The sequence below is a fragment of the Asaia sp. A2 genome (genome assembly GCF_057319415.1).
On record NZ_JBXWTO010000001.1, the window covers coordinates 195,506 to 209,686 of the forward strand.

Here is a 14,181-nt window from a genome sequence, read left to right on the forward strand (position 1 = left end):
GGCCATAACGCTCGAAAAACGCGCAGTGTGAGAAAAGAGGGCCCGCTCTTCCGCAGGGCGTTTAACGGACCCTGATATCCACCGCACTGCCCGCACCGGTGGCATCCACGAGGGCAATATGCACGAAGCCGGGACTGTCCGGCTTCCATGACGGCGTGATCCCGACCGGTGTGTCGAGTGGTATGCCATTGACAAGCCAGCGATAGGGCTCCGTTCCCCCGCTGGCCACTAACCCCAGCGGGGTGACCTGACCATCCTCGGCAAAGCACTCCACCACGCCCCCGTTGCCCGGCTGCACGATGCGCGGCCCTGCATTGTCACGCGCCCTCACCAGAGCGGGCGACAACGAGGCTGCGGGCGCCATGGCGTCCGGGCCTTCATCCCCTTCAGGAGGCAGGATGTCGAAAACGTTCATGAGCAACGGTGCGCTGGTCCCGAGGCCGGTAATGCCGGGCACGGCGGTACCGTCGGGCCGACCGCCCCAGACCACAACAATCCAGTCCCCCCTTACCCCAACGGCCCAGGCATCGCGCTGGCCGTATGAGGTGCCTGTCTTGAAGGCCACGCGTTGATCCTGCGTGTCGATGCGTCCTTTAGGCAACGGCGTGCCGCGCAGGATGGACATGATCTGATGGGCAGCATGACCGCCGATCATCCTCGTCCCCTCAGAAGGCGCGACGGGCCAGTCCAGTCCGACCGGACGTGACATGCCGTGATTGGCAAAGATGGCGTAGAGCCGCGCCAGATCGAGCGGCGTAATGCCACCCCCCCCCAGTGCGAGGGCCAGACTTGGCGGTGTCGCCGGAGGAAGTTTCAGCCTTATGCCGGCGGCATCGAGCGTTCCGGCAAAATAGGACGCGCCGATCATGTCGAGCGCCCTCACGGCTGGCAGGTTATACGACCGTTGCAGGGCGTTGCGTATGGTGGTCGTGCCATGAAAGACGCGGTCGTAGTTGCGTGGCGCGTAGCCGCCAAAGCGCGTGGCGCGATCCTGTATAAGCGTATCGGGCGCCAGATAGCCGAGCTGGAAGGCGAGTGCATAGATTGCGGGCTTGAGTGTCGACCCCGGTGAGCGCCATGAGGTGATCATATCCGCAGCGCAGCCCGAGCAGCCATTGCCGGCATTGCCTTGCCATGCCGCGATACCCCCGTCGCGCTGCGCCACCAGAACAGCCCATGTGCCCCCTTCCGGCGGGGGTGTCTGGCGCAGGATACGCGCGAGATTGCCCTGAATACGCCGGTCGAGCGACGCCTGATAGACGTTGCGCGTCCCCTGCCGCCACTGCCAAGTCAACGCACCCTGAGCCTCATGAGCGATTCCGGCGGGTATCAGGGTGAAGGGCGTCGCCTCCCCTGCGGTGCGCAGGGATGGATGGCCTGCAAGCAGGGCTGCAACGGCCCCGTGCGCCGCCTGCGGATGACGGTCGGGGCGCAGGGCTTCCGGATGACGGGCCATCACGATCAGAAGGGCCGCCTCCTCATCGCTCAGATGCAGGGGCTCATGCCCGAACCAGAGGAGCGACGCCGCGCGTATGCCCTCGATGTTCCGGCTTTCCGGCGCAAGTGTCAGATAGAGATCCAGAACACCCCGATGCCCGTAACGCCATTCAAGCTGAAGCGCCCGCGCCATATCCTGAATCTTGCCGCGCCAGCTGTGGCGATGCGGGCTGAGCAGCCGGGCCGTCTGCATGGCCAGCGTCGAGCCGCCCGAGACGATATGGCCGCGGGTGGTGAGCTGATAACCCGCTCGTAACAGCGACAGGGGATCAATTCCGGGGTGCAGCCAGAAACGCCTGTCCTCGATCGCGAGCAGCATGGCGCGATAATGCGGATCGACCGATGCGGCCGGTGTGGCGAAACGCCATGCGCCATCGCGGCTCACTCGTCCGTCTATCACCTCGCCACGCCGGTCCTGCATCAGCAGGGCAAAGGCGCGGGCACGCGACATATTGGGCGGAAGAAGTCTGTCTGCCCCCCAGAGCAGCGCCACCGTCAGGATGACACCTCCCAAAAGAGCGCAGACCATCCGGCCCGACCTGCGCGCCGGTATGTTGCTCCCTTGGCTCATCTTGGAGCGATGACAATCCGGCTCGAGGCACTGCGCGCCATCACTGACGGGCTGAAACGGTCCTTCACCATCGTTTCAGGGCGCAGAAACTGCCCTGGCGCCACGGCGCGCACGATATAGGCCAGACGAAAGGCATTCGACGCCAGCAGATCGGCATCACTCGGACGATAGGACCCGCCAGCGATATCGAAAGCGACTGTCAGACGATCATCCCTGACCGCAACATGCTGCGGCACGGTAAGTTCGCCCAGAGAGGCAAACATTGAGCTACCCGATTGAGAAGCCTCGCGCCCGTCATCATCGTCGGTTCCCTCATCACCGTCCCGGTCACGACCCATGCCATGCCCGTGCGCCTGCACGAGGCTCTCGATCTCCCAACCCGCCGGAAGCAGATCGGTCAGGAGGCAGTGATGCGCGTTTCGGTCCTGCGCCTCGCCCTGCACAAGCACAATGAACCGATCATTTTGATGCCCCTGGCCGGGATCGTACGGATCGCCGCTCATGGTCAGCATCGATACACGAAGGGTCATCCCCGCATTGACGGGGTCTGGTGCCTCACGCGGGGTACCCGTCACGGTTTCGGTCAGCCAGAGCGGGGTCGTGCCGGTATTGGTCAGGCGATAACCCTGCAGTGCCGATGGCTCGGGCGCGAGGGCAACAGGCATGGCGATGGGGCGAGGCATCTCCTTGCCGTTGACGGCAATCCCGCGGGCCGGGTCGGGGCGTTCCATGGCGCGGGCCGCCTCGAGCATTGCTGTCGTAGTCTCGGCAGGCAGCGACGAGAGCGAGACATCGAGCTGGCCGAAGCGATCGGTCAGTTTCTGCGCAAGCCCCTTGTTGCCACTCTCTGCCGCCAGCGGCACAAGACCGCCCAGATCACGCAGATAGATCCAGTAGAACGGATCGGAAGGCGCCGGACGACCCGACCGGACCGGGCCAAGGGCATTGACCGCCATCCCGAACAGCGTGTTGCTCATGCCACGCTCATTCCCCAGCGAGAGCCCACCCGCAAGGTGCCCGAGCGCCAGCGCATCGGCGAAAGCCGCGTTCGCTGCCGTGTCACCCCAATAGATACGCGACACGCCATTGCTGGTCCGTGACGTCGTACGGTCACCCAGCGCACGCAGGGCGCCGATATCCAGCCTTCCCGCCCGGGCGAGAACATAAAGCGCATAAGCGCGTGTCTCAGGCGTGACCGCGCCTTCGCTGTTGCGTTCATCACGGCTCGCATCACCGGGGCTCTGGGCCTGGGAGGTCTCCAGCCAGTCCAGCGCACGATCGAGTGCAGGCGCAGGCACCCCGTATCCAGCCTCCTTGGCATGGACAAGGAAATCGACCACGTAGAGCTGCTCCCAGGGGAACAGGCGGCCATCATTCAGTCGCCACGAGCCAAAACGTCCACCGGCATCCTCGCGATCGACGAGCATGGCAATGGCACTGTTGATCCGCTTATCCGCCCCTTCGGGCACGGTCAGCCGTGCCAGTTCATCATGCCCCTTGAAGGCCAGAAGCCCGCGTGCCGAGGCGGCTAGCGAGACGCTGTCAGTGCCATATCCGGCCTCGAGCGTCTGAAGCAGGCCGATCGTGTCAATCCCGTGCACCCCGGAATAGCCCAGCGTCACCTGCGAACTTCCAGGCTCGAACGGTGCCAGCAGATCGGCCGAAGCCTCGTAGCTTTCACCGGGTGCCTGCGGTTTGACCACCGAGCGGGTGAAGGGCAAATGGCCCGGCCTCACCTGAAGATCCCAGCCTCGTGTCAACACAGGCCGACCGGCCTTATCCTGCACCCTGATCGTCATGTGGGCGATGCCCGAGTTACCGGCCTGCAAACCGACACGAAACGACTGGCGCGCGCCCTTTGCGAGATTGGCTTCGAAATGCCCGGCCCCCGTGAGGCGGATCGGCCCTGTGGCGCTCAGGGTTGCCGTATAACGTCCAGCCTCGCCTTCGGTATTGACGATCGAGACGAGACTGTCGGTCACGTCACCCGGCGCCAGGAAACGAGGCAGGGTAAGATCGGCAAAGACCGGGTCACGAACGAGCACGTCGGATTCCGTTGTGCCCAGGGCGTCGTCCGACCAGGCCGTGACCATCAGATGCAACGTGCCCTCGAAATCGGGAATATCCAGCGGTATGGCAGCATGACCCGCGTCATCCGTGGTGATTATGCCCGAGAACAGCGAGACGATACGGGTGGACGTGACAGAAAGCCCGCCCCCGCCATCGCCGCCCTCATCACCACCCTCGCGAATCTCGCCGCCCTGTCCGACCGGAGTCATAAGATGCGCGTAGCTGTCGCGTATATCGAGCGCGAAGGCGCGACGCCCATAAACCAGATCGAACGCATCCGGCAGCTTCCACTGCGTCAGAGCGAGAATACCCTGATCCACCGTCGAGACCACGAGATGAACCTTCTTGCCCCCCGTGACGGTCAGGGGAAGCACTGCGTGACCCTGCGGCCTCAGCACAGCCGGTGCATCGAGTGCGATTTTGAGGTGATGCGCCGACTGGTCCAGACCGATATAGCCAAGCCCCACCGCCCGTGACGGCTCATGCGGACGCGCAGGCGTATCGAGCGGTCGATAGGCTGTGACGAGCACATAGGCGCCACCGGGCCAGTTCGCTTCCGCTTTCACCGGAATATCCAGGCCGCCCTTGGGAAGGGTAACCGTTTTCGTGCTCTCGACCTTGTCTGTCGCAATCACGATCTGTGCTTCGCCTGCAAAGGGCGCCTGCACATGCACAACGGTTTGACCACCCACCGGCAGGATCTTGTCGCGCACGGTCAGGCTCAGGCGATCAGGCGCATTGGGCTTTTCGGTGGAATCCGACCACCAGCCTGTGACGAAGCGGGCTGAACTTGCAGCGTTGCTTTGCGGGTCGCTCAGAATGACGCGATAGCGTCCGCCATCCAGTTCAGTCGCAAAATGCGCCCGCCCCGAGGCATCTGTTGTCAGCGTGCCATTCTGGAGCGGCTCATCAATGACATGACGAATGAAGTGCCATCCCTGGCTGTTCCTGATCCAGTCATAGGTCTCGTTTTCACGCACGACGGTCCATTTGAGGGCGTGATTGGCCAATGCCTTGCTGTCGGGATTAAGCGCGATCACATCAACGGGGACAGAGCGGGTCGCCAGTTCCTCCCCACCTGCTGCCGGGGTGACACGCACGCCAATCAGCGGCCTGTTGCGACGGATAGGCAGCGTCAGGATCTTGCTGACACTCCGCCCGGCAGGATCGAACAGGCTGAGGCGGATTTCTGCCTTGAGCGGCAGCGTGAGCCCATTGGGGATTTCGGGCAGGACACTCAGTGCAGCATGGCCTGAATCATCCGTGTCGGGCACTGCAAGGCTCTGCTGGTCAGGGCTGAAATTCTGGGTCTGCAACCCGAACACGAAGCCTTTGGCCTCAGCAACGGGGGTCTCATCACGCATGACACGCAAGACGCCCTCCCCCTTCAGATGGGCAGCCGGCGCGCCATAGAGATAGCGCCCTTCAACCGCGATGCCGAACTTCTGCCCCTCGGTAATGAAAGGGCTGGCCGGGGTGGCATCGACCGCAATGGTCTGGGGGACAAAATCCTGCACCAGAACCGAGGCGCGTCCCACGGGCGGTGACGTGGGATCGACATAGGCCTCAAGCGTCCAGTTTCCTGCTGCGGCTGCGGCCGAGAGCGCAAGGCTGGTAACAAGGCCGCCAGAGGCTTGTGGTGTCAGGTGAAGGGTCTGCGCCTTAACGCCATCGGGTCGACGCAGGACGAGGTCAAGCGGCAGATCCGGCAGCGCTCGGCCCTGCGCATCACGCAGGATCAGGGTCGTATTGATGGTCTCGCCGGGACGGTAGATTCCGCGATCTGTCGCGATCACCGCCTGTTGCGGCCCCGGTGCCTTATGCCCTTCGGCCCCGCGGTCTGAGAAATCGAACCACGCCTGAGTGAGGGATGATGTCGCGTAATCTCCGGTCGGGCTCATGGCGATGAGCGAAACCGGTTGATCCGCCCCCTTGCCCTTGATCAGCCCAACCGGGAACGCAACCTCGCCCTTTGCATCGCTCACTGCCTGGCCAAGGTCATCACCCCCCTGAGACACAAGCCGTATAGACACACCCTTCATGGGCAGAGCCGTCGAGAGCGCTCTGGCAAAGACATGCAGGCCATCGGCGCCACGCATGGTGGTGAGCGCCATGTCGCTCACATTCACCCAATGAGCGGCGATAGGGAGGCTTTCACTTTCATCATAACTGTCATTGGTACGCGGCGGGGTGTGAGGCGCAGCGATACGGCTATCCTTCTTGGGCGTACGCGCGGTTTCAGCCGTAACGAGGTAAAGCCCAGGCTTCTTGCCCGCAATCACACGCGCAATCGGAAAGGCCGTGACGGTCGTGGCATTGCGCGTGCCCGGCGTATCCATCGTGCCGGTCCAGATCTGGCTCAGACGCTTTTCGCGCAGATTGTTGAATTCATAGCCTTCAAGCGAGGTGACGCCCGTATCGACGCGAGGATAACTCTCATCGCTGGTCATGCTCTGGGTCGCTGCGGGCGACAAGCGCCACACGCTCACGCGCACACGCTCGATATTGACCGTCTGCACATCGAGACCGGCCACGCTGTGACGAGGCAGGATAAAACCCTCACCTGCGAGACTGAGGCTTGGCGTCCGATCACCCGTCGCCATGCTGACCACCACCGGATCAGCCAGCACATTGCCGCGTGCATCATGCATGCCGCTGGTGAGTGTGACATTGTATCGGGTGGCCCAGGCCAGACCGCCAAGGCACAGATCGCGGTTACGCAGCGTGATTTCAGGCCTCAGGCTGGGCTTGATCTGCACATGATCCGCATAATGCGGGCCTGCCCGGCTATCGAGCGGTGCCGCAAAGCGCAGACAAAACTCCGGGCTTTTCCCACCCGTATTGAGCAGACTGCGTTGGAACTGCATGGGTGCGGCAAACGCCCCGGCTGAAGCCAGAACACTGGTGAGCACCGAACCGACAAGCGGTACGCAAAGTACTGCGTCCCTTAAAGGGATACCGGGAAATTTCCGCGTCATGGACCACGCCTCTTTGTCTGACCTATAGCTTTTCCAATGAGCCCGACGAGAAAGAAAGGCAACTATCCAGCACCCACATTACCTGAGAACCGGCTATTGCCTGGTGATACAGGCCAGAAAAAACAGGTAAACCGCGTATCCGACAAATTGTATTACATGTTTATTGAAATTCATCTGTCAGGTGATAGCGTGTCCCATAGGCCAATGCCTCTGAAATGATGTCCAGCGGTCTCAGATCGAGAGCGCTGTCCTGCGCCGTGATCAGTGCTGCAAAGCTGTCATACACCCCCTCATATTCGCGGCTCTCCGCAAGGGGCATCATTTTCCCTCCTAGAGAAAGCCTTGCTCCCCCTTCCGACATGCGAAGCTGCACCCCATCCGGCATGGTCCAGATAATTTCCCAGATCTCGCTTTCGCGCTCGTGCCGCCAATCGAAATTGGCCAATATAGGGCAACGGGTCCGCGCACCAACAAGCGCGAGACGCGCCCGCGCTGGTGCCTGCTGCTGCGCAAAGAAATCAAGCGAGGCCTGCTCGAAGACGAGTGCCTCGGGGCTGACGGAACATAGAATGGACAGGGCATTGATCCCTGCATCGAAAACACCCAGCGCGCCGGGGCGCCAGAGCCAGTCCGCGCCGGGATGCCATTTATCGGCATTTTCCTTCCAGCTCATCTCCACGCTGACCGGGTCATTCTCTCTCAGCAAAGTCGCAACACTCGGCACAGCCGCAGCATGAACCGAATGCCACGCCGCAAACAGCGTGAGTCCGCGCTGACGCGCCACGGCCAGCAGCACCTGCCCCTGGCTGCGCGTCAGGGTCGGGGGCTTTTCAAGCAACACATGCCACCCCGCCTCCAGCGCCTGCATGGCGAGATCATAACGCATGGAAGGCGGCGTGCAGATAGCGACGGCATCGATGTCGATATGACTTTCGATCAAGGCCTCGATGGAGGCGAATACCGGCACGTCCAGCGTGACCGGCACAGGCGATACGGCGGCCACAAGATGATAGGCCGCGCTGGCAGCAAGGGCCGGGAGATGCTGCTGACGCGCAATCTGCCCAACGCCGATAACGGCAATCCTGATCATGATATCGTCTCCCGGGTCACTGACGCGCGCCGACGCGGAACGGAACCCCAACTGGCATAGAAAAGAAGGTAGAGGTAACAGGCAAAGGGCAGGAGATAAGACAGGGATAGACCGATATGGTCTGCCAGCACGCCCTGGAATATCGCCGCTGCCCCACCGGCAATGGCCATGATAAGCCACCCCGCCCCTTGCTCTGTCTGCGGGCCGAGTTCCGCGACACCGAGCGAGAAGATCGTGGGGAACATGATGGAGTGGCACAGCCCGGTCAGAAGCAACGCCCACATGGCCAGCCCGCCACTTGACGAGACAACCACCAGAATCAGCATGGCCCCGGCAAGGCTGGCGAGGCCCAGCATCAAATGCGGGCTGACACGCCGCATGAGCGCCGCACCGACAAAGCGCCCCACCATGGCCCCACCCCAGAAAAAGGCCACGTAATGCGCTGCCTGAGCATGGCTCATATCGCCAATCTGTTTTTGTGCGATGAAATTCACCAGTGTGCTGCCAATGCCGATCTCGCAGATCATGTAGAGGAATATGGCGGGCACGCCCCAGAACAGATTGCGATGACGCCAGACACTGTGCTGCGTCCCGACGGTCGCTACCTTGCGGCTGCCCGCATCGATGGACGGCAATGGGAACCGCCAGACAACCAGCGCCATGGCCAGCAGCACGAGTGCGATCAGCCCGTAAGGCAATTGTACCATCTGGGCATCCTGGATGTGCTGCCCCGCCGTCTCGGCAAGCGGACCGCCTGTCGAGCTCTCATGGCTGCGCCCGAAGATCAGGATGCCGCCAAACAGTGGCGCGAGCGTCGTGCCGAGCGAATTGAACGCCTGAACCATTGTCAGGCGGCTCGAAGCCGAGGCCTCGTCACCAATCACCACCACATACGGATTGGCTGCAACCTGAAGCAGCGTGATGGCCGCAGCCAGCAGAAACAGCGCGACCAGAAAAAACCCGTAAGAGAAAAACGCGCTGGCAGGGATGAAAAGCAGGCAGGACGCTGCCATGCCGACAAGCCCGATAATAACCGCGTTCTTGTAGCCCAGGGCCGAAACAAGACGCGAGGCAGGCAGGGATATGACCAGATAGCCAAGATAGAAGCAGAACTGCACCAGAAGGGAGGCAGTGTAGTCGAGCGAGAAGGCAGCCTTCAGGTGGGGAACGAGAATGTCGTTGAGGACAGTCGCAAAGCCCCACATGAAAAAGACGCTCGATAACAGGGCCAGAGCGGCGACCGATGACGCCACGCCCTTTGAAGTCGAGACTTGAGACGGCATGAATAACCCTCGAAGAAGAGACCCTGCGATCTATTGACCGAGGGAGAGGGCTAGACCCTACCGAATGACTTTTCAGTAATAAAATAGATATTCAGAGGCAATATATGCCTGTTTGGCTATGAATGGGCATTACGGGAATCGCCTGAAGCGCGCCCGTAATGCCCTGTCCGCTCAGGCGGAAAGCGCCTCCTGCTTGCCCGGCAGTTCGTAGCCGATGATGCGGGCGTAATCGCGCGGAACCACCTGCCAGAACTGCGACAGTACCCGATCCCAACGGTGCAGAAGCTCGGCTGCATAGGCGCTGCCGGTTTCATCGGCATGGCGCTGCACGAGCGAACGGAGGTTCTCTTCCCATACGCTGCCGGGCTCGATACGCGCCCAGAGAAGCGTATCCGAGTTCACACGGCGCTCGAACATGTCTTCCTTGTCGAGTACGAAAGCCATGCCACCCGTGAAGCCAGCACCGAAATTATCGCCGATATGGCCGAGGATCACGACCGTACCGCCAGTCATGTACTCACAGCCATTCGAACCACAGCCCTCGACCACGGCTGTTGCACCCGAGTTACGCACAGCAAAGCGCTCGCCAGCCTGTCCGGCTGCGAAAAGCGACCCGGCAGTGGCACCGTAAAGCACGGTATTGCCAATGATCGCGTTGTCTTCCGACCGCCACGGTGCGGTGGGGGACGGACGAACGACAATGGTGCCACCTGACAGGCCCTTGCCAACGTAGTCGTTCGCATCGCCCACGACATCGAGCTTGAGGCCCTGGACTGCGAAAGCACCCAGCGACTGACCGGCCGAGCCACGCAGGCGCAGGGTCAGATGCCCCTCGGGCAGGGTCTTCATGCCGAATTTGCGCGTGATCAGCGACGAGACGCGTGTGCCGATGGCGCGATGCGTGTTCTGCACCGTGTAGTGCAGATGCAGCTTCTCGCGATGATCGAAAAGCGGCGTTGCATCGGCGATGACCTGCGCGTCGAGCGTCTCCGGCACCTCGTTGCGGCCCTCACGGGTGCAATAACGTGCATCCGGTCCCGGATCGGCCTGAACCAGCAGCGAGTTCAGATCCAGATCATCCAGATAATCCGCGCCGCGCGAGACCTGACGCAGCAGATCGGTACGGCCGATGATTTCCTCAACGCTCTTGAAGCCAAGCTCGGCCAGAATGTTGCGCACGTCCTCGGCGATGAAGGAGAAGAGGTTGATCACCTTCTCGGGTGTACCCTCGAACTTGGCGCGCAGCGCCTCATCCTGAACGCACACGCCCACCGGGCAGGTATTGGAATGGCACTGGCGCACCATGATACAGCCCATGGCGACGAGCGCCGCCGTCCCGATGCCGAATTCCTCGGCACCCAGCATGGCGGCCATCACCACATCACGCCCGGTCTTGAGACCGCCATCGGTACGCAGGGTCACACGATGACGCAGGCGGTTGAGCGTCAGCACCTGATTGGCTTCGGTCAGCCCCATCTCCCAGGGCAGGCCCGCATATTTGATGGAGGATTGCGGGCTCGCCCCCGTGCCACCGCAATGGCCCGAGATCATGATCGCATCCGCCTTCGCCTTGGCCACACCGGCGGCAATCGTGCCAATGCCTGTACGGGCCACGAGCTTGACCGTGACAGTCGCCTCCGGGTTGATCTGCTTCAGGTCGTAGATGAGCTGGGCCAGATCCTCGATGGAATAGATGTCATGATGAGGCGGCGGTGAAATGAGCGTCACGCCGGGTGTGGCATGGCGCAGCTTGCCAATGAGTTCCGTCACCTTGAAGCCAGGCAGCTGCCCGCCTTCACCCGGCTTGGCCCCCTGAGCGACCTTGATTTCGATCTCGCTGCAATTATTCAGATATTCCGCCGTGACACCAAAGCGCCCCGAGGCCACCTGCTTGATTTTCGAGCTGGCATTGTCGCCATTCTCACGCGGCGTGAAGCGCGAAGCATCCTCACCGCCCTCGCCTGAATCCGACTTCGCACCAATGCGGTTCATGGCGATGGCGAGCGTCTCATGCGCTTCCGGGCTCAGTGCGCCGAGCGAGATGCCCGGAGCCACGAGACGACGGCGGATGGAGGTGATGCTCTCGACGTCTTCCACGGGGATCGGCTCGCGCACGCGGCGGAAATCGAGCAGATCACGCAGCGCGGTCGGCGGCTGGCGACGCACGGCATCGGCATAACGCTTGAACAGCGAGAAGCTGTCGGTCGAGACGGCTGTCTGGAGCATATGGATGAGCTGGCCGCTGAAGGCATGAACCTCACCCTTGCGACGTAGCTTGTACAGACCGCCAATCGGCAGGGCGTCGACACCACCCGCATAGGCCGTTTCATGCGCCTTGAGCGCATTGCGGGCCAGACCGGGCAGACCAATGCCCGAAATGCGCGACGGCATACCGGGGAAGAATTCGGCCACAAGTGCACGCGACAGGCCAATGGCCTCGAAATTATAGCCACCGCGATAGGCTGAAACGATGGAAATGCCGGATTTCGACATGATCTTGAGCAGACCCTTGTCGAGCGCCTTGCGATAACGCTCCACCGCCTCGCGCAGGGTGAGATCGCCAAACAGGCCGCGCTGCAAGCGGTCGGCGATACATTCCTGAGCCAGATAGGGGTTCACCGTGGTTGCCCCAACACCCACCGTCACCGCCATGCCATGCACGTCCATCACATCGGAGGAACGGACATTGAGCGAGGTGAAGGTGCGCAGCGACTGACGCACGAGATGGATATGTACGGCAGCGGTTGCGAGGATCATCGGGATCGCAACGCGCTCTTCAGTCTGCCCCTCATCAGAGAGGAAGAGATGGGTGCAGCCACCGCGCACATAATCCTCGGCTTCGTGACGGATGCGTGCAATGGCGTCGCGCAATCCGGCTTCACCATCGGCGGCGCGGAAGGTGCAATCGACCGTAGCGCCATCCTTGCCACAGAAATTACGCAGCGCCTCGAACTCTCCCGTGGTGAGCACCGGGCTCGGCAACTGAAGCAGGTCGCACTGCTCAGGTGACTGGTCGAGGATATTGCCCAGATTCCCGAGACGCGTGACGAGGCTCATCACGTTCATTTCGCGCAGGGAATCGATAGGCGGGTTTGTGACCTGGCTGAAGCCCTGACGGAAATAGTGCGCAAGCCCGCGATAGGTGCTCGACAGAACCTGAAGCGGTGTGTCGTCACCCATCGAGCCGATGGCCTCTGCCGAGGTTTCGACCATGGGATGGAGAATGGTCTCCATTTCCTCATGCGTCAGGCTCATGGCCAGCTGGCGTCGGCGCAGCTGATCGGCGCTGAACAGGACCGGCTCGGCTACGTCACCCCGGACAACGGAGCTGATATTGCGGATATTCTTGGTCCAGGATGGAAAATCCTGACGCTCGGCCAGAAGATCAAGCAGTTCCTGCGGCGCATAGAGCTTGGCTTCCTGCAGATCGAGACCCAGCGTCTCGCCCGGCCCAAGGCGTCCCTTCATGCGGGTATTGGCGTCCTGCACGCGCACCATACCGGCCTCGGAACCCACGATCAGCAGATCGTCCTGCGTGATGGTGTAGCGCAGCGGGCGCAGACCAGCGCGGTCGAGACCGGCAACGACCCAGCGCCCATCGGTTGCACAGATGGCGGCAGGGCCGTCCCACGGCTCCATCACGGCATTGCAGTAGGAGAACAGCGCGCGATGCTTGTCAGTCATGGCGGCGTTGCCACCGGCACTGGCGGGAACCATCAGCGTCTTGGCCATGGGAGCATCGCGCCCGGCATGGGTGAGCAGCTCGAACACGTTGTCGAACATCGCGGTATCGGAGCCCGCCGCCTGAACGACCGGCTTGAGATCGCTCATATAGGGGTCGAGTTCGGCATTCGCGAGACGGGTCTCGTGGCTGCGCATCCAGTTCACGTTGCCCGAAAGCGTGTTGATCTCGCCATTATGCGCCAGACGGCGGAAAGGCTGAGCCAGCTTCCACGTCGGGAACGTATTGGTCGAGTAGCGCTGATGATAGATCGCGAAACGCGAAACAAAACGCTCATCAAGAAGATCGGGATAGAAATCCGTCAGGTTCTCGGCAAGGAACATGCCCTTGTAGATGAGCGAACGGCAGGATAGCGAGCACACATACAGATCGACCTGAGCAGCCGCAGCAGCCTTTTCGATACGACGGCGGATCACATAGAGATCGCGCTCGAAATCAGCTTCCGAGCGGTTCAGACGGTTGCGCACCATGATCTGCTCGATCTCGGGGCGCGTCGCGTTGGCCTTTTCGCCAATACAGGCCGTGTCGATCGGCACCTGACGCCAGCCATAGATACCATAGCCGAAATCGAGGATCTCGCTTTCGATGATCGCGCGCCCTGCTTCCTGCGCGGCCAGATCGGTCTTGGGCAGGAAGATCATGCCCACGGCAATACGACCCTCGATATGGTCGTCACCGGCGCTGTGAATGGCCTCGGCAAAGAAATCCTGCGGGATCTCGACATGGATGCCCGCACCATCGCCGGTCTTGCCATCGGCATCGACAGCGCCGCGATGCCAGAGCGCCTTGAGCGCTGCGATGCCAGCCAGAACCACGTCACGACGGCGCTTGCCGTCCAGCGCCGCTACAAGCCCGACGCCGCAGGCATCACGCTCCATGGTCGGGTCATAAAGGCCTTCGAGGGCGCGGACATTGTCCTGATAGGACTGGATGAAGCTCTTCTCGGTCAT

Annotated in this window: 5 protein-coding genes; all 5 read right to left on the minus strand. The window is 61.8% G+C overall.

Annotated elements, in window-relative coordinates; all coding sequences use genetic code 11:
• Positions 1-61: 61 nt before the first annotated feature.
• The gene (locus ACWNRM_RS00900) at positions 62-2,026 is read right to left on the minus strand and encodes a transglycosylase domain-containing protein (RefSeq protein ID WP_485169074.1); all 1,965 of its coding nucleotides are present in this window, start codon (positions 2,024-2,026) and stop codon (positions 62-64) included.
• 38 nt (positions 2,027-2,064) lie between these two features.
• On the minus strand, positions 2,065-7,116 hold the full coding sequence (locus ACWNRM_RS00905; RefSeq protein WP_485169075.1) for an alpha-2-macroglobulin family protein: 5,052 nt from the start codon (positions 7,114-7,116) through the stop codon (positions 2,065-2,067).
• Positions 7,117-7,276: 160 nt separating this feature from the next.
• Positions 7,277-8,206 (minus strand): Gfo/Idh/MocA family protein, encoded by a 930-nt coding sequence (locus ACWNRM_RS00910; protein ID WP_485169076.1) that lies wholly within the window; start codon positions 8,204-8,206, stop codon positions 7,277-7,279.
• On the minus strand, positions 8,203-9,489 hold the full coding sequence (locus ACWNRM_RS00915) for a sugar MFS transporter (protein ID WP_485169077.1): 1,287 nt from the start codon (positions 9,487-9,489) through the stop codon (positions 8,203-8,205). The genes ACWNRM_RS00910 and ACWNRM_RS00915 overlap by 4 nt, the downstream gene beginning before the upstream one ends.
• A gap of 171 nt (positions 9,490-9,660) precedes the next feature.
• A complete protein-coding gene (gene gltB / locus ACWNRM_RS00920; protein ID WP_485169078.1) occupies positions 9,661-14,181 on the minus strand; it encodes a glutamate synthase large subunit in 4,521 nt (1,506 codons plus the stop codon).